The sequence below is a fragment of the Streptomyces sp. NBC_00683 genome (genome assembly GCF_036226745.1).
Classification (GTDB): domain Bacteria; phylum Actinomycetota; class Actinomycetes; order Streptomycetales; family Streptomycetaceae; genus Streptomyces.
The window spans coordinates 4246166-4268215 of record NZ_CP109013.1 but is presented as its reverse complement, the minus strand read 5'-3'; the positions used below and the strand labels follow the sequence as shown (position 1 = coordinate 4268215).

Here is a 22050-nt window from a genome sequence, read left to right as displayed (position 1 = left end):
GGGGCAGGTCCGGGCTCGGGCGGGTGCGCGGCTCCCGGATCCTTCCTTGTGGGGTCTCCCTTACGGGTCCGTACGCCTGGAGTCGGACGCGGATACCACCGTCAGGTCTGACGACTCCTGTGGTGCGCGCCACTACCTTCGAAGACGTGACTGTGATCGCGACCGAAAGCCTGAGCAAGCGGTTCCCCCGGGTGACCGCTCTTGACCGGCTCTCCTTGGACATCGGACCGGGCGTAACCGGCCTGGTGGGCGCCAACGGAGCCGGCAAGTCCACATTGATCAAGATCCTGCTGGGTCTGTCCCCCGCCACCGAGGGCCGGGCCGCGGTGCTCGGGCTCGACGTCGCCACCAGTGGCGCCGCGATCCGGGAACGGGTCGGGTACATGCCCGAGCACGACTGCCTGCCCCCTGATGTCTCGGCGACCGAGTTCGTCGTGCACATGGCGCGGATGTCCGGGCTGCCGCCGACGGCAGCGCGCGAGCGCACCGCCGACACGCTGCGCCACGTCGGTCTGTACGAGGAGCGCTACCGCCCCATCGGCGGCTACTCGACCGGCATGAAGCAGCGGGTGAAGCTGGCACAGGCGCTGGTCCACGACCCCCAACTGGTCCTCCTCGACGAGCCGACCAACGGTCTGGACCCCGTCGGCCGCGACGAGATGCTCGGTCTGATCCGTCGTGTCCACACCGACTTCGGCATCTCGGTGCTGGTCACCTCGCACCTCCTGGGCGAGCTCGAGCGCACCTGCGACCACGTCGTCGTCATCGACGGCGGGGCTCTGCTGCGTTCGAGCTCCACCAGCGACTTCACCCAGATCACGACGACCCTGGCGGTCGAAGTCACCGACAGCGACGACCACCCGGACGGCACCGACGCCCTGCGCCGGAGCCTCACCGGAGCCGGGGTCAAACTCATCGGCCTGGACGGCCTCGACTCGGAGGGGCTGCCCGGCGCGGGCCACATCCTTCTCGTCGAGGCGACGGGCGAGGAGACGTACGACCTGGTCCGCGACAGCGTCGCCGGACTCGGACTCGGTCTCATCCGGATGGAACAGCGGCGGCACCACATCGCCGAGGTCTTCCGTACCGAAGAGGCACCGCAGGCCATGCCCGCGACAGCCGGGGCCGTACAGCAGAAGGGGAGCGGTCGTGATGAGCACTGAGACCGGGACCGTGACCGGGAACGACACCTCCCGGATCCACAACATCGGGTACCGCTCCTACGACGGTGTCCGACTGGGCCGGGCCTACGCCCGCCGTTCGCTCTACTCCCAGTCCCTGCGGGGCTCCTTCGGACTGGGCCGTTCCGCCAAGTCCAAGGTGCTGCCGATGCTGCTGTGCGGGGTGATGTGCCTGGTGGCGCTGATCATCGTCGCGGTCGCCATCGCCACGCCGAACATGACGAAACTGCCCATCAAGTACACGGCGTTCGCGATCTACCTGCAGGCGGTGATCGGGCTCTTCATCGCCTCGCAGGCACCGCAGTCGGTGTCGAGGGACCTTCGTTTCAAGAGTGTTCCGCTGTACTTCTCGCGGCCGATCGAGCGCGTCGACTACGTGGTCGCCAAGTTCGCGGCCATGGCTTCGGCCCTCCTCATCCTCACCGGCCTGCCGCTCGTCATCCTCTACGTGGGCGCACTGCTCGCGAAGTTCGACTTCGCCGACCAGACCGCCGGGTTCGGGCAGGGGCTGGTCTCGGTGGCGCTGCTGTCCGTGCTGTTCGCCGGGATCGGACTGGTGGTGGCCGCCCTGACACCGCGCCGCGGGTTCGGTGTCGCCGCTGTGATCGCCGTCCTGACCATCACCTACGGTGCGGTCTCCACGGTCCAGGCGATCGCCTGGTCGACGGACTCCACGGGAGCCATCACCTGGCTGGGTCTCTTCTCTCCGATCACGCTGATCGACGGGGTGCAGACCGCGTACCTCGGTGCCACCACCAACTTCCCCGGCGGAGTGGGCCCGGGTGCCGGTGCAGGGGTGGCCTATCTGATCGTTGTACTCGCGCTCGTCGCCGGCTCGTACGCCGTACTGATGCGCCGCTACCGGAGGGTCGGGCTGTGACCACCATCGAGATCGACCACACGTCGCGCTGGTTCGGGAACGTGGTCGCTGTCAACGACGTGAGCATGACCGTGGGGCCAGGTGTCACCGGGCTGCTGGGCCCCAACGGTGCCGGAAAGTCCACGCTGATCAACATGATGGCCGGGTTTCTCGCTCCGTCGACGGGCAAGGTCACGCTCGACGGCAAGACCATCTGGCGCAACGAGGCGGTCTACAAGGCGATCGGCATCGTGCCGGAGCGGGAAGGCATGTACGACTTCCTGACCGGCCGGGAGTTCGTCGTCGCCAACGCCGAGCTGCACGGGCTCGGCGACGCGGAGGCGCGCAAGGCGCTGGCCACGGTCGAGATGGAGTACGCGCAGGACCGCAAGATCTCGACGTACAGCAAGGGCATGCGCCAGCGCGTGAAGATGGCGTCCGCCCTGGTCCACGAGCCCTCGGTGCTGCTCCTCGACGAGCCGTTCAACGGCATGGACCCGCGTCAGCGCATGCAACTGATGGAGCTGCTGCGGCGGATGGGGGCGGAGGGACGCACGGTCCTCTTCTCGTCCCACATCCTCGAGGAGGTCGAGCAGCTCGCCTCGCACATCGAGGTCATCGTGGCGGGGCGGCACGCCGCGTCGGGTGACTTCCGGAAGATCCGCCGGCTGATGACGGACCGGCCGCACCGCTATCTCGTGCGGTCCAGCGACGACAGGGCACTGGCTGCCGCGCTCATCGCCGACCCGTCGACCGCCGGGATCGAGATCGACCTGAGCGAGCAGGCCCTGCGTATCCAGGCCGTCGACTTCGGGCGCTTCACCACGCTGCTGCCGAAGGTGGCACGCGAACAGGGCATCCGGCTGCTGACCGTTTCGCCGTCCGACGAGTCCCTCGAATCGGTCTTTTCCTATCTCGTAGCGGCCTGAGTAGTGGCCTGAAAGGAGCTGTGAAGCGTCATGTACGACCCCACAGTCGCCCGGCTCACCTACCGGGCCCTGCTCGGCCGGCGCCGGGCCGCCATCCTGTTCATCCTGCCCGTACTGCTGGTGGCCATCGCCGTGGCGGTACGGGCGTTCGCCGGGGCCGATGACGACGTCGCCTCCGGGGTGCTCGGTGGATTCGCCATCGCCACGATGGTGCCGCTGATCGGCGTCATCGCAGGAACCGGAGCCATCGGACCGGAGATCGACGACGGTTCGATCGTCTACCTGCTGGCCAAGCCGGTGAAACGACCCACGATCATCTTCACCAAGCTGATCGTCGCCATCGCTGTGACGATGCTCTTCTCCGCACTGCCGACCTTCGTCGCGGGCATGATCCTCAACGGCAACGGCGGGCAGATCGCCGTGGCGTACACGATCGCGGCGCTGGTCGCCTCGATCGCCTACAGCGCGCTGTTCCTGCTGCTCGGCACGGTCAGCAGGCATGCGGTGGTCTTCGGCCTGGTGTACGCGCTGGTCTGGGAAGCCCTCTTCGGCAGCCTGGTGCCGGGCGCCAGGACGCTCAGCGTGCAGCAGTGGTCCCTCTCGGTCGCCGAGAAGGTCGCCGGGGAGGGCCTGGTGACCTCGGATGTCGGCCTGCCGCTGGCAACGGTTCTGCTGGCGGGCGTGACGATCGTGGCCACGTGGTACGCAGGCCAGAAGCTGCGGGCGCTGAAGCTCGCCGGCGAGGAGTGAAACCGCTTCCACCGGCCTGATGTGCCGTGCAACCCCCGTCCGATGGGCGGGGGTTGTCCTATGAGCGGACAGCGGAGCGCGTAACTGTACGGTTATCGGCTCGTTGACCTGGGTGCGTGGAGGCAACTGGGATCTGTGGCGTCGAGCTTTCGTGAAATCGGGGAATGCCGGCATCGGTGGGGCTGAGCCCCGCGGTACCGGTCATCGAGTGAGTGGCAACCGTGAGCGTCCTCCGCCCTCGCAGCCCGGGGACAGGGCCGTCCATCGCCGTTTCCGCGCACGAAAGGCATGCCCATGCCCACGGAAGTAGCCCTGCTCGAATCGCACGCTTTGCGTGTTGAGCGGATGGGGCGCGTCGACGCCCTCGACAAGGTCAAGAGCCTTGTCATGCTCCCTGACGGGATTCACGTTCGCACAGACGACGTGGCCCGGTACTTCGAAGTATCCACAGCCTCGGTCAGAAGGCTGACCGACCGGCATCAGCAGGAGCTGACCGACAACGGCATGAGGGTTCTACGGGGTGATGACCTGCGCTCCTTCCATGGCGACATGCTGTCGCTATGGGAGGGGGAGGTGCCGGAAAGTTATCCACAGGCTGCCACTCAGCTGCGCCTCTACACCCGCAGGACCGTGCTCGACGTCGCCATGCTTCTTCGCGACAGCGACATCGCCCGCTGCGTCCGGACCTATCTGCTCGACGCCGAGGAGGATCTCCGGGCGTCCATCGCCTCGCTCGACCAGCGGGTCACCCGTGTCGAGGGGTGCCTCGTCGGCGTCGGGAGCGCACTCCAGGAGCTCGGTCCCGTACTGAGCAGGATGTCGCACCGGCTCGATGTCCTCGACCGGAAGCTGGACGTGACCCACCAGGTCGTCGGGGCCATCAGCCTCCGGCTCACCGATGTCTCCCAGGACATCGTCCGGCTGGACGCCCGCATGGACGACTTCGCCCGGCACCTCAAGGACCTGAGCCGCCGCGGCCACAGCTGACGTCCGGCCCGGGGAGGGCGGCCGCCGGGGGCCGCGGGAAAACAAGTGGCCCCCGGTGGTCGCCCTCGGGCACAGTGAGGGGGACGGCGCACGCGAACAGGGCGCCCACGAAGACCGGGAGAGGAGCGCGGCGATGACCGAGAGTCCGAGTCCGTCGAGTTCCCAGCAGGGTGGTCCGCAGCCGGTACCGCAGTAGCTGACGCATCAGTTGCTCGTGAACCGCTGAGCAGGGCCCCCGGGGTGGCTTTCCCTGCGCATCGCGCGGCCACCCTCCCGGAGGATTGGCCGAGTGGTAAGGCAGCGGCTTGCTAAGCCGTCGTCGGGGGCGTGCCCCCGCGCGCGTTCGATCCGCGCATCCTCCGCCACCCAGGAGCAGCAGAACCACTCAGCAGGAACCGGCCTCGCCGCAGGAGCCCCTACGCGCGCGTGGCCGTCCTGAGCAGCTCCTCCAGCACCACCGCGATGCCGTCGTGCTCGTTCGACGCCGTGATCTCGTGCGCCACTGCCTTGAGATCGTCGTGCGCGTTGGCCATGGCCACACCGTGCTGTGCCCAGCCGAACATGGGGATGTCGTTCGGCATGTCACCGAAGGCCAGCGTGTCCGCGGCCTTCAGCCCCAGCCGTCGGGCGGCCAGCGAAAGACCGGTCGCCTTGCTGAGGCCGAGGGGCAGGATCTCCACGACCCCCGGGCCCGCCATGACGATGTCCACCAGGCTGCCGACGGCGCCGCGTGCGGCCTTGGCCAGGGCGTCGTCGCCGAGCTCCGGGTGCTGGATGTAGACCTTGTTCAGGGGGGCGGTCCACATCTCGGCCGCGTCGTCCACGAACAGGGCGGGGAGCGGGCCTTCCTGTACCCGGTAGCCGGGTCCGACCAGCACCTCGCCGTCGAGTCCGTCACGGCTCGCCGCCAGCGCGAGCGGGCCGACCTCCGCCTCGATCTTGGACAGGGCGAGACCCGCGAGCTGCCGGTCCAGGGTCAAGGAGGTCAGCAGCTTGTGCTCGCCCGCGTGGTAGACCTGCGCGCCCTGGCCGCAGACCGCGAGGCCTTCGTAGCCCAGGTCGTCCAGGATGTGCCGGGTCCAGGGGACCGCACGTCCGGTGACGATGATGTGGGCCGCGCCGGCCGCGGTAGCCGCGGCCAGCGCCTCACGTGTGCGCTCGGAGACCGTGTCGTCGTCACGCAGCAGCGTGCCGTCGAGATCGGTGGCGACGAGCTTGTAGGGGAAGCTCACTTGGAGACCGGCTCCAGAACCTCGCGCCCGCCCAGATACGGACGGAGCACCTCCGGAACCCGCACGGAACCGTCCGCCAGCTGGTGGTTCTCCAGGATGGCCACGATCGTGCGCGGTACGGCGCAGAGCGTGCCGTTCAGAGTGGCCAGCGGCTGGACCTTCTTCCCGTCGCGCATGCGGACGGAGAGGCGGCGTGCCTGGAAGCCGTTGCAGTTCGACGCGGAGGTCAGCTCGCGGTACTTGCCCTGGGTCGGGATCCAGGCCTCGCAGTCGAACTTCCGGGAAGCCGAGGCGCCCAGGTCGCCGGTGGCGACGTCGATCACCTGGAAGGGCAGCTCGAGGCCGGTGAGCCACTGCTTCTCCCAGTCCAGGAGCCTGCGGTGCTCGGCTTCGGCGTCCTCCGGGTCTACGTACGAGAACATCTCGACCTTGTCGAACTGATGGACGCGGAAGATGCCCCGGGTGTCCTTGCCGTACGTGCCTGCCTCACGGCGGAAGCAGGGCGAGAAGCCCGCGTACCGCAGGGGCAGCTTGTCGGCGTCGATGATCTCGTCCATGTGGTAGGCCGCGAGCGGGACCTCGGAGGTGCCGACCAGGTAGAAGTCGTCCTTCTCCAGGTGGTACACGTTCTCCGCGGCCTGGCCGAGGAAGCCGGTGCCCTCCATCGCGCGCGGCCGGACCAGCGCGGGGGTCAGCATCGGGATGAAGCCGGCCTCGGTGGCCTGTGCGATCGCCGCGTTGACGAGGGCGAGTTCGAGCAGCGCGCCGACCCCGGTCAGGTAGTAGAAGCGCGAGCCCGAGACCTTGGCGCCGCGCTCCATGTCGATGGCGCCGAGCGACTCGCCGAGCTCCAGGTGGTCCTTGGGCTCGAAGCCCTCCGCACCGAAGTCACGGATCGTGCCGTGCGTCTCCAGGACGACGAAGTCCTCCTCGCCGCCCACCGGTACGTCCTCGTGGACGATGTTGCCGAGCAGGAGCAGCAGCCGCTTGGCCTCGGCGTCGGCCTCGTCCTGCGCGGCGTCGGCCGCCTTGACTTCGGCCTTCAGCTGATCGGCCTTCTTGAGGAGCTCGGTGCGCTCCTCGGGTGTTGCCTTGGGGATCAGCTTTCCGAGCGACTTCTGCTCGGAACGGAGTTCGTCGAAGCGGACGCCGGACGACCTGCGCAGCTCGTCGGCGGAGAGCAGGGCGTCGACGAGGGCGACGTCCTCTCCACGGGCGCGCTGGGAGGCGCGAACACGGTCGGGGTCCTCACGGAGCAGGCGAAGGTCAATCACCCCCCAAGGCTACCGGTGCGGGGATCCGCAGCTCGAACCGATATCGACGAGCGTGTCAGTTTGCCCGAATTGCCGGGATTGGTAATCCTGGCGGAGAATCATCGGGGCCGGTGGCGGGCATTCGGCGGGAAACACGGACCGGGCAACGGGGGTGGTCGTCAATGTCATCGATGTCGCCAATGTCGCCAACAAAGGGGTCCGATTGCTCCGAAAGCGGAGCAAGTGCCTGCACGCTCTGACGCATCGCCGGTGCTTCGGGAGGGAGTTGAGGGGGCGCGGCTCCAGGCCTTGTCCACAGGGGCGCGCCGGTTCATTTAGTTATCCACAGGCTGTGAAGAAGATCTGTGGACATCGGAAGAGATCGTTCCGAATGCCGCATGAAGGTGGACGGATTCCTTCCGAAACCTGGTTCGCGCACTCATTCGGGTGGGAATTGATCGCTCTGGGGAGTTGATCAATGGAATTGGGCTGACAGGGCCAGGACTGGGGCCCTGTGGGGGATCCGGGCTCGCTGGGGTGATTTGTCGACCATGTCGTGTTGCACTGTCGACTTGTCCCCAGGTTGCGAGGGAGCCTGTGGATAACTTTGTGCCGGGTATCAGATCAGAAAGTAGAACCGGCGGGCACCATGCGACGGGTCCATCCCCGACCGCCTGTTCCCGCCTGTCCCCGCCTGTCGGTCCTGCCCCGTCCGTGGGCCGGTCAGGCCCGGCCGTCCTGGCTGCGTGCGAGCCAGTCGGAGGCCTCGGTGAAGTCCCTGTCGGACGTCCCGGGCCGCAGGGCGCGCACTTCCTCGGGCGTCACTCCGGCTCGCGGGTACGAACCCAGGAACCGCACCTTCGGGCAGATCCGCTTCAGCCCCATCAGGGCCTCGCCGACCCGGCGGTCCGCGATGTGGCCTTCCGCGTCCACGGCGAAGCAGTAGTTCCCGATGCCCTCCCCCGTCGGCCGGGACTGGATCAGCATGAGGTTGACGCCCCGCACGGCGAACTCCTGGAGCAGTTCGAGCAGGGCGCCCGGGTGGTCGTCGCCGAGCCAGATGACGACAGACGTCTTGTCCGCCCCGGTCGGTGCCGACGGCCTGGCGGGCCGGCCCACCAGGACGAAGCGGGTCTGCGCGTTCTCCGCGTCGTGGATCTCCGTGACCAGCGGTTCCAGCCCGTAGGTCGACGCGGCGAACTCACCGGCGAAGGCGGCGTCGTAGCGCCCCTCCTGGACCAGCCGGGCGCCGTCCGCGTTCGAGGCGGCGGACTCCCACACCGCGTTCGGCAGATGGGCCGCCATCCAGTTGCGTACCTGCGGCTGCGCGGCGGGGTGAGCGGTGACGGTCTTGATGTCCGACAGCTTGGTCCCGGGGCGCACCAGCAGCGCGAAGGTGATGGAGAGCAGCACCTCGCGGTAGATCATCAGCGGTGCGCCGCTGGTCAGCTCGTCCAGCGTCGCGGTGATCCCGCCCTCGACGGAGTTCTCGATGGGGACGAGTGCCGCCGCCGCCTCCCCGTTGCGTACCGCGTCCAGTGCCGCCGGTACGGAGAGCATGGGGGCGAGCTCACGGGTGGCGGCTTCCGGGAGGGTACGGAGGGCAACCTCGGTGAAGGTGCCTTCGGGGCCGAGATAGGCGTAGCGCGTGGCTGACATACGGTCACCCTAATGGGCCGTACGGGAGTGCCCGAGCGAAGTCACCCTTCCAGCAGACGCTGCCCCACGTACTCGCCGGGCGCGGTACCACCCGGAACGGCGAAGACACCGCTGGCCTCGTGCCGGATGAACGGTGAGAGGGCGTCCCCGCGGTCGAGTTTGCGCTGTACCGGGACGAAGCCCCTGAACGGATCGGCCTGCCAGCAGACGAAGAGCAGCCCTGCGTCCGGAGTGCCGTCCGCGGAGATGCCGTCGTGGTACGAGAACGGGCGTCGCAGCATCGCGGCCCCGCCGTTCTTCTCGGGGGAGGAGATCCGGGCGTGGGCGTTGTCGGGAATCAGCAGTCTGCCGTCCCGGCCTGCCTTCTCCAGGTCCATCTCGGTGGTCTCGGAGCCGCCGCTCAGCGGTGCGCCGTCCACCTTGCGCCGCCCGATGACCCGTTCCTGCCGGTCGACCGTGAGCTTCTCCCAGTCGTCCAGGAGCATCCTGATCCGCCGTACGACCGCGTAGGAGCCGCCTGCCAGCCATTCGTGGGCCGGATCGGAGGAGGCCGGGCCTTCCGATGCGCCGGAGGTGCCCGCGGCGTCTGCAGACGGGACGAAGATCCGCCGGTCGAAGTCGCTCTCCTCCGGCTTCGGGTTGCCTGTCCCGTCGATCTGGCCCATCAGGTTGCGGGCCGTCATCGGCCGGGCCGTTGCTCCCGGAGTGCGGTTGAAGCCGTTCATCTGCCAGCGCACCCGGGCCGTGGCGCCGGCCTCCTTCTGGATCGCGCGCAGCGCGTGAAAGGCGACGAGCGCGTCATCGGCGCCGATCTGCACCCAGAGGTCACCGTTGGAGCGCTTGGCGTCGAGGTGGTCGGAGGAGAACGGCGGCAGGGGGTCCAGGGCGGCCGGCCGGCGGGCGACCAGGCCCGTGCGTTCGAAGAAGGTGCGGCCGAATCCGAAGGTGACCGTCAGGGAGGACGGTCCGGCGTCCAGGGCGACCCCCGTGTCGTGGCCGGTGCCGTCCCCGGCCGGCTTGCCGGCCATCAGCAGCTCCGCCACGGCCGACCAGCGGCGCATCAGGGCGGCGGCTTCCTTGCGGCCGGACCCGGGCGCCAGGTCGAAGGCGATCAGATGCCCGCGGGCCTGAAGCGGAGTGGTGATCCCCGGTTGATGTTTCCCGTGAAACATCGCCTCGGTCGAGCCGATGGCGGTCAGCGGGGCCGGTCCGTCGCCGCTCGTCGCGGCATATCCGCCCGCGCCGCCTGCCGCACCCAGCACGAGGCCGGTCGCTCCGGCTGCTCCCGCGCTGCCGATCAGCCGCCGACGGGAGATGCCGGCGCCATCGGCGATGCCGCCGGGTGCGCCCTTCCTGTTCTTTTCCCTGCTCACCCTGCTCAGCCGATCTTCACGTTCTTGTCGACGGTCGTCTGGTCGATGTCCGACGTACGCACGGTCACCGTGACCTTCCAGTCGCCCGCCATGGGGATCTGCACACCGCCGGCTGTCCAGTGGCCCGTGGTGATGCGTTCGGGGACAACCGGCAGAGGACCGATGTCCTTGGACTCCAGAGTGAAGGCGAGCTTCACCTCGGGGACATCCATGGGGCGGTCGCCCGGCCCGTCGACCCAGATGTGCACGTTGTTGGCACCGGTCCCGCCGGGTGTGACGTCCAGCCGTACGGTCCCCTTGCCGTTCTGGCCGCCCGTGTCGAACGGCAGGCTCAGGTTGACCTGTCCGCCGGTCAGAGGCGCGGCCACCGCCGATTTGCTGCGGGCGGCCTCCTCCTCGGTGCGTCCGGGCTCGGTGGACGTCAGTACGGTCGTGACCGCGAGCAGCACCACGGCGATACCGGTCTCCACCATGACCGAGCGGCGCAGTCCGGAGCGGTCCGGATCGGCGTCCCGGGCGCGCTTCTCCTTCGTCGCTGTCAGTGCGGCTCGCTGCCGGGTGAGTTGGACGGCGCGCTCGGGGTCCACCTCTGCGGTGTCCCCGGCTGCGGGACCTTCCGTCTCGGCGCCCGCTTCGGAACTCCCCGCCTCGGCGACGGAGTTCTCGGCACCGGCCGGCTCCTCGTCCCCGGCCAGCCGTCCCGTCCACCGCCGCGAGATCCACGCGACGCCGACGAGTACGGCAACCAGGGCCACCTTGATGAGCAGCAGCTGCCCGTAGCGGGTGTCGGTCAGCGCGGACCACGAACCCAGCTGCCGCCAGGACTGGTAGAGCCCGGTCGCGGCGAGGACGAGCACGCTGCCGAAGGCCATGCGGGAGAACCGCCGTACCGCGCGGCTCGTGATGTCCGGTGTCCTGTACAGGGCGACCAGCAGTGCGGTGAGCCCGCCGAGCCAGGCGGCGACGGCGAGGAGGTGCAGCACGTCGACCGGCATGGCGATGCCCGGCTGGATACCGGCCGAGGCGTGCTCGGCCAGGGCCCACGTCCCTGCGATCCCTGCCGCGATGACCGCTCCGCCGATGGCGAGCCCGAAGGTGAGGTCCTGCTTCTCCTTCTCGTCCTCGCGCTTGGCGTACGCCCCGAACAGGACGGCGATGAAGAGCGCGGAGGCGCCCAGGAGGAGCAGCCGGGAGACGAGCGCCGCCCCCGGCTTGGTGTCGAGCACGGACTGCAGACCGTCGAGGTCGAAGGCGTCCGCGAGCTTGCCGGAGCCGGTGTAGGGGCTGCGCAGGAGCAGCATGGCGAGGGTGGCCGCGGTGAGTGTGACCCAGCCGCGCACGACGAGACGCTGCAGCGGCCGGGCGCCCGCGCCGCGCTGCCAGCAGGCGAGCACGAAGGCGGAGCCGCCGGCGAGGAGGATGAACCCGGCGTAGGCGGCGTAGCGCGCGATGTCGTAGAGCGTTCCGACGAGTCCGCCGCCGGCTTCGTCGGAGGGCAGCGCGACTGTGGTCTGCGACGGGGCGCCGACGGAGAAGGTGAAGGCGCCGGAGACCGGGTGGCTGTCCGCGGAGACGGCTTGCCAGGCCACGGTGTAGGTGCCGTCGGGCAGGCCGCCGTGGAGGGTGATTCCGTACTGCACGGTGCCGCTCTGCAGATCACGGGGGCTTCCGGTGTCGGCCCGCTTCCCGCTCGGGTCGAGGACCCGGATCGAGTCCTCTCCCATGGCGATCTGCTCGGAGAAGGTGAGCGTGACCTCCTTGGGGGCGGTGGCGACCACCGACCCGTCCTGCGGGTTGCTCCCGGTGAGGGCGGCGTGCGCGGACGCGGGAGTCGCGCCGGCCAGCACCAGGCCGAACAGCAGGCTGATCAGCGCGGCGAGGAGCGCGACCGCGGCGAGCGGCCGTCGTATAAGGGAGAGCCCGAAGGGCGGGGCGGTGGCTGTCATGGGGTGTCAGTACCTCACTGCTTCTTCGGGTTGTAGGTGGTCTCCTTCACGGGAACGTCGACCTTGATGGGGTCGGCCGTCTCGAAGTGCAGTTCCAAGGAGACCGTTTCGCCCTGCTTGGGCCGCTGCTTGAGGTCCGTGAACATGATGTGGCTGCCACCGCGTTCGAGGTCGAGCTCGCCACCGGCGGGCACCTCGAACGAGGAGGCCATCCTCATGACCTGGTTCTTCGTCTCGTGGATGGTGACGTGGTCCGAGAGGGAACTGCTCACCGAGGTGAGCCGGTCGGTACCGCCGTCGTTCTTCACGATGAGGAAGCCGGCCGCCATGTCGCCGACGGGCTGCGGCATGAAGGCGCCGGTCACCTTGAGGTCGGGCTTGCTGTCCGAGGAGCACCCCGTCAGTGCGAGGCCCGTGGTGAGGGCGAGCGCACCGACCAGAACCGTGCGGTGGTTCACGGCTTCTCCCCCTTGATGATCTTGGGGAGGTCCTGGGTGTAGTCGTCGGCCGTGGTGTCCTCGCCGTACAGCACGTACCCCTTGTCGGTCTTCGGGGAGAACGCGATGACCTGGGCCCCGTGCATCGAGACGACGGTGCCGTCCTTCTCCTTCTTCGGCGGGTCGATGCCGATGCCGATCTGCCGTGCTCCCGCCTGGATGGTGGGGAAGTCACCGGTGAGACCGGTGAACGCGGGGTCCTGGGCCTTGAGCCAGCTGCCCAGGGACGCCGGGGTGTCCCGTTCGGGATCCGTGGTGACGAAGACGACCTGGAGTCTGTCCCGGTCGGCCTCGGGCAGGGCCCGCTTGGCGAGCGCGATGTTGCTCATGGTCAGCGGGCATACGTCGGGGCAGTTGGTGTAGCCGAAGTAGATGAGAGTCGGCTTGCCCTTGGTCCGCTCACGGAGGTCGTACGTCTTGCCGTGCGTGTCGGTGAGGACGAGGTCGGGCTTGGTGAACGGCTGGTCGAGCACCGTCGCGGCCTTCGTCTCGGACTCGACGGAGACGTCGGCGACGGACTTGTCCGCCGATGCGTCGCCACTGCCGCAGGCCGAGAGGGTCAGTGCGGCCACGGCGGCGAACGCCGCGGCCAGCACCGTCTTCTTGTTGCGCATGGAGAGCTGTTTCCTGGTCTGTGGTGCGGGTGGGGCCGGTGGGTCAGGCGCTACGGCGACGGCCCGCGAGCACGCCGAACGCCACGCCCGCGATACCGATGACGATGCCGACAACGCCCAGAACGCGTGCGGTGCTGTCGGAGGCCGAGGAGGAGGCCGAGGACGCGGTCTTCGACGACGCGGTGGTGTGCTTGGCCTTCGCGGCGTCGCTGCTCTTGTCGTCCGCGGCGGCACCGTGGGCGTCGGCCGAGGCAGCGGTCAGCTTGAGGACGGGCGCCGGGCTCTCGGGCTCGTCGCCACCCGCGGTGGGCTCCTCGATCCAGCGGACGACTTCCTTGTTGCTGTACGTCTGCAGGGCCTTGAAGACCAGCTGGTCGGCGTCCTCGGGGAGCTGTCCGACCGAGAGCGGGAACTGCTGGAAGTAGCCGGGCGCGATCCCGGTGCCGTCGGCGGTCCAGGTGACCTTGGAAACGGCCTCGTTGATCTTCTTGCCGTGCACGTCGAGCGGCTTGGCCAGCTTGCTCTTGGTGATCTCGATCTTCCAGCCGGGCAGTGCCTGCGCGCTGACGGAGGACAGCGGGTGGTCCGTCGGGAAGTTCACCTCGAGCTTGGTGGTGGAGGCGTCGTCGCGCTCGTTGGGGACCTTGAAGTTGATGGTGGCGTAGCCGCCCTTGGCGGCTTCGCCCTGCGGCTGCACGCTGACGTGCGCGGAGGCGGTACCGGCGAGCAGCAGGACGGTGGACGCGGCGACGCCGCCCGCGATGGCGATGCGTGAAACGTTCATGGCAGAGATCACTCCACAGGCACAAGGAAAAGGTGGTCCGGCGCGCGGGTGCGCGACGGCATCGCGACAGCTCGTCCCCGGGGTCCGGGGTCCGGGGTCCGAGATCCGGGACTGGGATCCGGGGACCCAGGATCCGTGGACCCGGGTTCCGGCGAGGAGTCGCGTCAGGCTGCGCGTACGTATACGGGTGGAGGCCCGCGCCTGATCACCATGTGCTGCAGAGGGTCCCCGGTCGCGGGCGCCGGAGCGTCCGTGGCGGTACGGGGAAGGAGCGGCCCGGTCGTGGGGCGCCCCGGAAGCCCCGCACGCAGTGTGCGTACGAGGGCCATGGCTGCCCGCAGTGCCCGCAGCCTGGCTCCGGCCGCCAGTTGCCGGCCGCCGTACGCCGAGAGCCTGGCCAGCCCGAAGAGTGCGACTTCGCCGCGCCGCAGGAGCCAGCCGGTGGCGAGTGCGGCGAGGAGGTGCCCGAGGAACATGGGCAGACTCGGCAGCAGTCCCGACATCAGGGCGCCCGCGTCGGCCGCGGAAGCGGCGTCCGCGGCTGCTGCACCGCCGGATGCGAGGTGGGTGTGCCCGTGGGTCACGGTCGCGGGGTCGATGCCCGCGGTGGAGACGATGCGATGGGCCTCGCCGGCGCTCAGCTGCGCCGGCCCGGCACCGCAGACCAGCCCGGCGGCGAACCGGATCAGCGAGGCGTCCCCGGACGCCGCCGCGGGACCGGGCGCGTGGCGGCCCGTTGCGAAGACGATGTGCAGGGCGATCTGTCCGGTCGCGAGTGCGGCGGTGATCGACGGGAGTGACCGCTCGCGCCCGGCGAGCAGTGCCGCGGCGGCGAAGACTCCGAGGAATCCGGCGAGAAGTGTCCACCCGGGCACGGCCGTGCCTGCGGCGAGCGTGTGTCCTGCCGCGGCCAGCACGACGCAGACCGCGGTGAACACCGCGGTCCTCAGGAGCCGCAGACCGGCTCCGGCGCGTGCGACAGGCATAGACATGGCCGGGACATCATCGCACTGCGCCCCTTGGTCCCGTACGGCAGGTCCGGAAGGTCGGCAACTGTCCGCATCGGGGGTGATCGGGGAGTGTTGCACCTGTTCAGGAGCGCTCGGTGGCGTCGGCGGTGCCGGGCATACACCGGTATACGGAACATTCGCATCCGCCGAATGAGCGCTGTCACAGCCGATCCGTGCTTACGAAGTGCTCCACGCGGCAATACGTATCGGTATGTCGAGCCGCAGCCAGGAGGCTGGAGCATGAGCATGTGGTGGTCACTCCATTTGCGGCGCGAAGCTGCGAGCGTTCCGCTCGCCCGTCGTTTTCTGCTCGGCACCATGGAGACCGCGGGGGTGGATCCGGACATCTCCTACGACCTGTCGGTCGCGCTCAGCGAAGCCTGTGCGAACGCCGTGGAACACGGCGGCGACCTGGGAGACGCCGGTGACCTCGCCGGCCTCGGTCGTACCGGTGACGAGCAGCCCGGACGTGGTTCCGGCCAGTACCGGGTCACCGCCTATCTGGACGGCGAGAAATGCCGTATCGAAGTCGCCGACTCGGGGCCCGGTTTCCCCGCCCGGCGCACGCTTCGCACCGCCGCGCAGCCGTCCGCCGGGTCTCCGGTGGATCCGCAGCCGTCCGCCGGGCATCCCCCGGCGGGTCACCCGTCGCCCGCGCGCGTGACAGGCGGGTACCCGGCGGGAACGCCGCCGGTCATGGCGGAGAGCGGCCGGGGACTCGGCCTGATCGAGGAGCTCGCCGATCACGTCCACTTCGGCAACCGCCCGGGGCGTGGAGCGGTCGTGAGCTTCGACAAGGTCCTGAAATGGCGGGAGGGCGCGCTGCTCATGGTGTCCTGAGCAGCGCGCCCTCCCGGCGCACGCGGCGCGGCCCGCGCGCCGCCCGTGTCAGCCCTTGAGCCGGCCCATCCACGCCTCGACCTCGTCGGCCCGGCGCGGCAGCTTGTCGGACAGGTTCCGGTTGCCGTCCTCGGTGACGAGGATGTCGTCCTCGATCCGGACGCCGATGCCCCGGTACTCCTCGGGCACGGTCAGGTCGTCGGCCTGGAAGTACAGTCCGGGTTCGACCGTGAGGCACACACCGGGCTCCAGGGTGCCGTTGACGTACGACTCGGTGCGTGCGGCGGCGCAGTCGTGGACGTCCATGCCGAGCATGTGGCCGGTGCCGTGCAGGGTCCAGCGGCGCTGCAGGCCCAGCTCCAGGACCTTCTCCACGGTCAGGTCGCCCAGCAGGCCCCACTCGACGAGCTTCTCGGCGAGGACGCGCTGCGCGGCGTCGTGGAAGTCGCGGTAGGCGGCGCCGGGCTTGACGGCCGCGATGCCCGCCTCCTGCGCCTCGTACACGGCGTCGTAGATCTTCCGCTGCAGCGGGGTGAACGTGCCGTTGATCGGCAGCGTCCGTGTCACGTCCGCGGTGTAGAGGTCGTTGGTCTCCACACCGGCGTCCAGGAGCAGCAGCTCACCGGAGCGGACCGCTCCGTCGTTGCGGACCCAGTGCAGCGTGGTGGCGTGCGGGCCGGCCGCGCAGATCGAGCCGTAGCCGATGTCGTTGCCCTCGACCCGGGCGCGCAGGAAGAAGGTGCCCTCGATGTAGCGCTCACTGGTCGCCTCGGCCTTGTCGAGGACCTTGACGACGTCCTCGAAGCCGCGTGCCGTGGCGTCGCAGGCCTTCTGCAGCTCGGAGACCTCGAAGGCGTCCTTGACCAGACGGGCCTCGGAGAGGAAGACACGCAGCTCTTCGTCGCGTTCGGCGGTGACCTTGTCGGTCAGGGCGCTCTCGATGCCCGCGTCGTGGCCGCGGACGTTGCGCACCGGACCGGTGGCCTCGGCCAGCGCGGCCGGGAGCTCGCGGACGTCCTTCGCGGGGATGCCCAGCAGCTGCTCGGCCTCGGCGAGGGAGTGGCGGCGGCCGACCCAGAGCTCGCCCTGGCCGTCGAGCCAGAACTCCCCGTTCTCGCGGTTGGAGCGGGGCAGCAGGTAGACCGTCGCGTCGTGCCCGGCCGTGTCGCCGGAGCCGGTCGGCTCGAGCACCAGGACGCTGTCCTGGTTCCGGTCGCCGGTGAGGTACGCGTACTCGGTGGAGGGGCGGAACGCGTACTCGGTGTCGTTGGAGCGGGTCTTCAGGTTGCCCGCGGGAATGACGAGCCGCTCGCCGGGGAAGCGCGCGGAGAGCGCGGCGCGGCGGGCGGCGGTGTGCTCGGCCTGGGCGATCGGCTCGAGGCCGTGGAGCTCGGTGTCGGCCCAGCCGGACTTCATGCTTTCGGCGAGCTCATCGGAAATGCCCGGGTACAGGCCGTTCTTCCGCTGCTTGATCGGCTCTGCTTCGGTGGCTTCCGGGGTCTCCGGGGTGAGCTCCTCAGACACGATTTGTCTCTCCTTATACGACACTGGACCCCATCCATCGTACGGGCGTACGGAAGGGGGCCCAGGGCCGGAAGACCTCTTACCGGTCCGGAGCTGCCGTCAGTCGAAGTGCGCGGCCAGCAGGACCACGTCCTCGGTGCTGTCGCTCCGGTCCAGGCCGTCGGGCAGGACGGTCCGCAGGACATGGTCGGCGACGGCTCCCGGATCGTGGCGCAGCGCCTTCGGTACGCCGGCGGCCGCCGCGTGCAGTCGTGCGAACGCCCGGTCCATGGGGTCGCCGGTGCGGCGCAGCAGCCCGTCGGTGTAGAGCAGCACGGTCTCGCCGGGGGCGGGCGTGAACTCCACGCTCGGTGCCTCCCAGCAGGCCAGCATGCCCAGGGGTGCGGAGAGGGTCGTCTCCACGAACTCGGTGCGCCGGTCGCCGATGACGAGCGGCGGGGTGTGTCCGGCCCCGGCCAGCAGGATCGTGCGGCGTTCGGGTTCGCAGTAGGCGTAGAGCGCGGTGGCGGCGCAGGCCGGTTCGGTCAGCCGCAGCAGGAGTTCGAGATCGGAGAGTACGGCGACGGGGTCCTCGCCCTCCATGACGGCGTAGGCCCGCAGGCCGGCGCGGAGCCGGCCCATCGCGGCCAGGGCGCTCGGACCGGAACCGCCGACCGAGCCGACGGCCAGGCCGAGCGCGTTGTCCGGGAGGGGGAGTGCGTCGTACCAGTCGCCGCCGCCCTTCGGTGCGGTCCGGTGGCGGGCGGCCAGCTGTACCCCGGGTACCCGGGGCAGCCTGGTGGGGAGCAGTTCCTCGGCGATGATCGCGGCATCCGCTCTGGCGCGTTCCAGTTCCAGGAGGCGGGCGAGGTGCTCGGTGGCGTAGCGGGCGTACAGGCCGACGAGGTGGCACTGGCGTTCCAGCGGTTCGGCGGGTTCGTCGTACAGCCAGACGGCCACGCCGAGCCGCCCGGCGGTTTCGGTGGCCAGCGGAAGGGTGTAGCTGGCGGCGTAACCGAGCGTGGCGGCGACTTCGCGGCAGCGGGGGTCGATGCTGTCGTCGCCGAGGATGTCGGGGCTGGCCAGTGGGGTGTCGGTGTCCGGGAGGCCGTCGAGGAAGCGGCCGTAGGAAGTGGCGCTGCGCGGCACGGTCTCGATGGTTCCGAGATCGGCGTGGGCGAGGCCGAGGCCGATGGTGAGGGACGGGCCGCCGCCGTCGGCCGGTTCGAGGACCAGGAGTCCGCGGCGGGCTCCGACCAGAGCCGCTCCGGCGCCCAGCAATTCGTGGAGGGCGGTGTCGAGGGTGCTGGTTCCGGCCAGTCGCTCGGTGAGTTCGTGCAACGTGGTGAGGTCGGAGACCCAGCCCGCCAGCCGGTCCTGGATGAACGCTCCGGGTGCGGCGGGCACGGCCTTGAGGGGGGCTGCAGTGTGCGTTGAAACAGGAACCATGGGATCGATTCCAGCCACTTTCGGCAGATGTGGGGCGCTCATGGCAGTCGGCTTTCCGACTGGTGCGTTTCGTCGAATAGCATCGCAAACCCCCATGTCATTCTGCGCCGCTATCAGTGCATCCACATGTACACGTACAAGTAAGGTGATGTCCAGCATTGTCCTTGCGATATTTGTGGTGTCCAGGGGTCTGTTAAGTTGGCCAAAAAATGCACCCCCGTGCAGCTATTTGCGGTCGACTGGGTGTGCTCGACAGGGGGCGCCCTCGGGGTGAAGTGCCGGAGGGAGCGTCATTCCGGGCATGCTGGGTACGTAACCGTTGATGGCCAGGGGCAGTTGCGATCGCCCCGGAACCCGACAGCGCGCCCGGACGTCCTCACCCGTGACGGCCGCACCCCCCACCCGCGAGTGGCGGGGTTTGCACAAGGGACGGCAAGCGCGACGCGCACGCCGCCCGCGCGATGTATTGACTGGACTCGGCTCGGTTCCACACGGTTCGACTCGGCTCAGCTCCATTCTGTTCGGTTCCACTCTGCTCGGCTCGGCTCACGCTCGGCGCGGACTGCCTGTCCGTACCGCAGCCCGGTGAGCATGCACGCACAGCGAAGAGACGCACACGTGGTGTAACGAACACGTGGTGTGATGTGGACCTCGGCGTTCAACGGAAAGGAACGAGCGCTCATGCGCGAGATCCTCGGAAGGCGACGCAGGCACCGGCCCCGGCGCAAGGCAAGTCCCGCCCAGCTCGACGCGGCGCTTACCTGTGCCACCGCTTGGAAGTGGCCCGTCCTCCCCGGAGCGGGGCTGGCGACGGCAGGTGTGCGCGGCGAGCGCGGCCGCGGCTGCGCCTGCCCCGATCCCGAGTGCGCCGTGCCCGGCGCACATCCCTTCGACCCCGGTCTCCTTGCGGCGACCACCGACGCGCGCATGGTGCGCTGGTGGTGGTCCAACCGGCCGGCCGCTCCCGTCGTGCTGGCCACCGGTGGCCAGGCGCCCTGCGCGCTGAGCCTGCCGGCCGTGGCGGGTGCCCGGGCGCTGACCGCGCTCGACGCCATGGGGCTGAGACTCGGTCCGGTGGTGGCGACACCGACCCGCTGGTCGCTGCTGGTCGCTCCGTACACGCTGGAACGGCTCGGAGAGCTGCTGCACGCCAAGGACTGGGTGCCCAGCTCGCTGAGGTTCCACGGTGAGGGCGGCTACCTCATCCTGCCTCCGTCCGAGGTGGGTACGGGGCAGGTGCGCTGGGAACGGGCACCGCTGGCCGGCCCTGCCGCGCCGTGGCTCCCGGATGTGGAATCGGTCCTGGACGCGCTCGTCGAGGCGAGCAACAGCGCTCCGGACGGCGGCAGTCGGCTCGCGTACTGACGGACCGGTGACGGCTGCGGGAAACCGCTGACGCAGGAACGACGGGCGGCTCACTCGTAAGGGTGTGAGTCCGCCCGTGTTCTGCGTGAACAGCCGGGCGGGTGCGGGCGGGACGTGCGTATTTCGTCCCCGAATCCCCCGGCCCGAATCGATTGAATCCCCGTGCCGGGCACAAAAGGCGCTGATGGCAGGCTTTCTGATGACCTTTCCGCAGAAGATTACGGAAACGGTGCGGGGTGGAAGTCGGGAGGAAGTACGGCGCAGAAGTCGAAGGGAAATGCGCTTGCTGAGCGCTCGCCCATTCGCGCGACGCCTCCGTGGCTGCCGGACATCTGTCCGAAAGCAAACGCTCCGTCACCGCCCGTAGCTCCGAAGGGAGACAGGGCGCGCCCGGTGTTCCGGACCTTCGGTGTGCGTACCTGAACCCGCTCCGCGCACGACGGCCGAGGCGTGTACCGGTGGTGGAGCGCAGGTGCGGAGGGGGCGCTGACGTCGGGTGCGGCCAGAGTGCCGTGGCGGGGCCGATCCGCCGGTGCTCCGGCGTGCGCCCCTGCGTGCCCTACCCGGAAATGCGGACGCCCGGCCGCTGGCGACGGGGGATGCACCAGCGACCGGGCTTCCAGAACGGTAACAAGAGATCTGCCGTTAGCAAATTCGATCTCGCCTATTCGGACAGCGATTTACTTGCGAGTACGGCGAGTTGTGACCGGGGTCACCGAACCGTCCGCGGCGTCGTCACTGTCAGCTGAGCGTCACTTGGCGGTTGGTGAGCCCACCCCGTGCCCGTCGCTCCTCGCCGGTGAGCGGGGCGTCCGACGCGAGAGCTTCGGCGAGCTGCTCCGCGAACTTCGCCGCGGGCTTCTCGCAGTCCTCGGCGCCCATAGCGGAGGGCAGGTCCCAGACCGGGACCATCAGCCCGTGTGCCCGGAACGAGCCGACCAGCCTCGTTCCCTCGCCCAGCGAGGACGCGCCGGCCGCGTGCAGTCGGGCGAGCGCGTCCAGGAGCTGCTCCTCCGGGTGCGGCATGACCCAGCGCAGGTGGTTCTTCTCCGGCGTCTCGCACCAGTACGCGGCGTCCACTCCGGAGAGCAGCGTGGTCGGGATCGCCGCGGCGTTCGCGCGCTCCAGGGATGCGGACACCTCGGGGGTGGCGTTCTCCGCGTCCGGGACCCAGAACTCGAACCCCGAGTGCACAACCGGCTCGAACGCGGCGTCCGGGTCGAGGACGTCCTGCAGCCGCGGGCCGTCGGCGGGCACCCGGCGGGCGGCGACCGGCGACCCGGGCTCCGCCTCCAGGGCCCGCTGCAGGGTGTCGGCGAGGTCGCGGCTGAGGTCGCCGGAGGAGGTGTCGTTCTGCAGGGCGAGCAGGACGGAACCGTCGTCACGGCGCAGAGCCGGCCATGCCATCGGCAGCACGGTCGCGAGCGTCACGGACGGTACGCCCTCGGGCAGACCGCCCGTCAGCGTCAGCTCGACCGTGGCGGCGGGCACCAGTTCGCGCAGGGCGATCCAGTCGCACTCCCCGGAAAGTCCCTCGAAGGGGCGCTGGACCAGCTCGGTCACGGCCTGGGCGGCGGCGCGTCCGTGACACGCCTTGTAGCGGCGGCCCGAACCGCAGGGGCATGGCTCACGGGCCCCGACGACCGGGATCTCACCGTCCTTGAGCTGCTGCTTCCCGGCCTTGGACTGAGGGCGCTTCTTGGCCATGGTGGGCGTTCTCCCGATTGTGACGGTGCGGTCTCCGGCGCGAGCCTAGCCGCCCCCGCCACCGCAGGGTCACACCTGCCGCCGGGCCCGCCACGGCCCCGTGCCGGCAGTT

At 69.6% G+C, this 22050-nt stretch carries 19 protein-coding genes and 1 tRNA gene; 8 read left to right on the top strand and 12 right to left on the bottom strand.

Going from position 1 to position 22050, the window contains the following annotated elements:
* Nucleotides 1–152: 152 nt before the first annotated feature.
* The 6 genes from OG257_RS19130 (at nt 153) to OG257_RS19105 (ending at nt 5071) form a co-directional block, all read left to right on the top strand.
* Nucleotides 153–1163, top strand: a complete 1011-nt coding sequence (locus OG257_RS19130) for an ABC transporter ATP-binding protein (protein ID WP_329215186.1) — start codon at nt 153–155, stop codon at nt 1161–1163.
* Nucleotides 1153–2061, top strand: coding sequence for an ABC transporter permease (locus OG257_RS19125; protein WP_329208995.1), 909 nt, complete (start codon nt 1153–1155; stop codon nt 2059–2061). Before OG257_RS19130 ends, OG257_RS19125 begins: the two co-directional genes overlap by 11 nt.
* Complete coding sequence (locus OG257_RS19120; protein WP_329208994.1) at nt 2058–2969, top strand: ABC transporter ATP-binding protein; 912 nt, start codon at nt 2058–2060, stop codon at nt 2967–2969. The genes OG257_RS19125 and OG257_RS19120 overlap by 4 nt, the downstream gene beginning before the upstream one ends.
* 30 nt (nt 2970–2999) lie before the next feature.
* Nucleotides 3000–3719, top strand: a complete 720-nt coding sequence (locus OG257_RS19115) for an ABC transporter permease (protein WP_329208992.1) — start codon at nt 3000–3002, stop codon at nt 3717–3719.
* Nucleotides 3720–4013: 294 nt separating this feature from the next.
* Nucleotides 4014–4706 (top strand): hypothetical protein, encoded by a 693-nt coding sequence (locus OG257_RS19110; RefSeq protein WP_329208990.1) that lies wholly within the window; start codon nt 4014–4016, stop codon nt 4704–4706.
* A 275-nt stretch (nt 4707–4981) separates the two neighbouring features.
* Nucleotides 4982–5071, top strand: a tRNA-Ser gene (locus tag OG257_RS19105).
* A 51-nt stretch (nt 5072–5122) separates the two neighbouring features.
* On the opposite strand, the gene OG257_RS19100 is transcribed toward OG257_RS19105, so the two are convergent.
* The 9 genes from OG257_RS19100 to OG257_RS19060 form a co-directional block, all read right to left on the bottom strand.
* Nucleotides 5123–5938 (bottom strand): HAD family hydrolase, encoded by an 816-nt coding sequence (locus tag OG257_RS19100; protein WP_329208988.1) that lies wholly within the window; start codon nt 5936–5938, stop codon nt 5123–5125.
* Nucleotides 5935–7212 (bottom strand): serine--tRNA ligase, encoded by a 1278-nt coding sequence (gene serS / locus OG257_RS19095; protein WP_329208986.1) that lies wholly within the window; start codon nt 7210–7212, stop codon nt 5935–5937. Before serS ends, OG257_RS19100 begins: the two co-directional genes overlap by 4 nt.
* Before the next feature lie 702 nt (nt 7213–7914).
* Nucleotides 7915–8850 (bottom strand): prephenate dehydratase, encoded by a 936-nt coding sequence (gene pheA, locus OG257_RS19090; RefSeq protein WP_329208984.1) that lies wholly within the window; start codon nt 8848–8850, stop codon nt 7915–7917.
* Between the two features lie 41 nt (nt 8851–8891).
* Complete coding sequence (efeB, locus tag OG257_RS19085; protein WP_329208982.1) at nt 8892–10223, bottom strand: iron uptake transporter deferrochelatase/peroxidase subunit; 1332 nt, start codon at nt 10221–10223, stop codon at nt 8892–8894.
* Between the two features lie 5 nt (nt 10224–10228).
* Nucleotides 10229–12169, bottom strand: coding sequence for a copper resistance CopC/CopD family protein (locus OG257_RS19080; RefSeq protein ID WP_329208980.1), 1941 nt, complete (start codon nt 12167–12169; stop codon nt 10229–10231).
* A 14-nt stretch (nt 12170–12183) separates the two neighbouring features.
* Complete coding sequence (locus OG257_RS19075; RefSeq protein WP_329208978.1) at nt 12184–12627, bottom strand: copper chaperone PCu(A)C; 444 nt, start codon at nt 12625–12627, stop codon at nt 12184–12186.
* Nucleotides 12624–13280: an SCO family protein gene (locus tag OG257_RS19070; RefSeq protein ID WP_329208976.1), complete on the bottom strand. Its 657-nt coding sequence runs from the start codon at nt 13278–13280 to the stop codon at nt 12624–12626. The genes OG257_RS19075 and OG257_RS19070 overlap by 4 nt, the downstream gene beginning before the upstream one ends.
* A gap of 43 nt (nt 13281–13323) precedes the next feature.
* Nucleotides 13324–14064 carry a YcnI family copper-binding membrane protein gene (locus OG257_RS19065; protein ID WP_329208974.1) on the bottom strand — a complete coding sequence of 247 codons (741 nt, stop codon included), beginning with the start codon at nt 14062–14064 and terminating at the stop codon, nt 13324–13326.
* Nucleotides 14065–14228: 164 nt separating this feature from the next.
* Complete coding sequence (locus OG257_RS19060) at nt 14229–15056, bottom strand: hypothetical protein (RefSeq protein ID WP_329208972.1); 828 nt, start codon at nt 15054–15056, stop codon at nt 14229–14231.
* Nucleotides 15057–15314: 258 nt separating this feature from the next.
* Here OG257_RS19060 and OG257_RS19055 point away from each other — a divergent pair, with 258 nt between their 5' ends.
* Nucleotides 15315–15914, top strand: coding sequence for an ATP-binding protein (locus OG257_RS19055; RefSeq protein ID WP_329208969.1), 600 nt, complete (start codon nt 15315–15317; stop codon nt 15912–15914).
* 48 nt (nt 15915–15962) lie between these two features.
* On the opposite strand, the gene OG257_RS19050 is transcribed toward OG257_RS19055, so the two are convergent.
* Entirely contained in the window at nt 15963–17438 is a 1476-nt protein-coding gene (locus tag OG257_RS19050) for an aminopeptidase P family protein (protein WP_329208967.1), read from the bottom strand.
* Between the two features lie 99 nt (nt 17439–17537).
* Nucleotides 17538–19025, bottom strand: coding sequence for a PP2C family protein-serine/threonine phosphatase (locus OG257_RS19045; RefSeq protein WP_329208965.1), 1488 nt, complete (start codon nt 19023–19025; stop codon nt 17538–17540).
* Nucleotides 19026–19547: 522 nt separating this feature from the next.
* Between OG257_RS19045 and OG257_RS19040 the strand changes: the two genes are divergently transcribed.
* The gene (locus OG257_RS19040) at nt 19548–20231 is read left to right on the top strand and encodes a bifunctional DNA primase/polymerase (RefSeq protein WP_329208964.1); all 684 of its coding nucleotides are present in this window, start codon (nt 19548–19550) and stop codon (nt 20229–20231) included.
* Between the two features lie 741 nt (nt 20232–20972).
* On the opposite strand, the gene OG257_RS19035 is transcribed toward OG257_RS19040, so the two are convergent.
* Complete coding sequence (locus tag OG257_RS19035; protein WP_329208962.1) at nt 20973–21938, bottom strand: DUF5926 family protein; 966 nt, start codon at nt 21936–21938, stop codon at nt 20973–20975.
* Between the last annotated feature and the right edge of the window lie 112 nt (nt 21939–22050).

Excerpts from the sequence above, each read along its gene's own strand:
- OG257_RS19060 (WP_329208972.1), bottom strand. The coding sequence starts at position 15,056 with ATGTCTATGCCTGTCGCACGCGCCGGAGCCGGTCTGCGGCTCCTGAGG.
- OG257_RS19070 (WP_329208976.1), bottom strand. The coding sequence starts at position 13,280 with ATGCGCAACAAGAAGACGGTGCTGGCCGCGGCGTTCGCCGCCGTGGCC.
- OG257_RS19080 (WP_329208980.1), bottom strand. The coding sequence starts at position 12,169 with ATGACAGCCACCGCCCCGCCCTTCGGGCTCTCCCTTATACGACGGCCG.
- OG257_RS19035 (WP_329208962.1), bottom strand. The coding sequence starts at position 21,938 with ATGGCCAAGAAGCGCCCTCAGTCCAAGGCCGGGAAGCAGCAGCTCAAG.
- OG257_RS19040 (WP_329208964.1), top strand. The coding sequence starts at position 19,548 with ATGCGCGAGATCCTCGGAAGGCGACGCAGGCACCGGCCCCGGCGCAAG.
- OG257_RS19115 (WP_329208992.1), top strand. The coding sequence starts at position 3,000 with ATGTACGACCCCACAGTCGCCCGGCTCACCTACCGGGCCCTGCTCGGC.
- OG257_RS19125 (WP_329208995.1), top strand. The coding sequence starts at position 1,153 with ATGAGCACTGAGACCGGGACCGTGACCGGGAACGACACCTCCCGGATC.
- pheA (WP_329208984.1), bottom strand. The coding sequence starts at position 8,850 with ATGTCAGCCACGCGCTACGCCTATCTCGGCCCCGAAGGCACCTTCACC.
- OG257_RS19045 (WP_329208965.1), bottom strand. The coding sequence starts at position 19,025 with ATGCTGGACATCACCTTACTTGTACGTGTACATGTGGATGCACTGATA.
- OG257_RS19110 (WP_329208990.1), top strand. The coding sequence starts at position 4,014 with ATGCCCACGGAAGTAGCCCTGCTCGAATCGCACGCTTTGCGTGTTGAG.
- OG257_RS19065 (WP_329208974.1), bottom strand. The coding sequence starts at position 14,064 with ATGAACGTTTCACGCATCGCCATCGCGGGCGGCGTCGCCGCGTCCACC.
- OG257_RS19055 (WP_329208969.1), top strand. The coding sequence starts at position 15,315 with ATGAGCATGTGGTGGTCACTCCATTTGCGGCGCGAAGCTGCGAGCGTT.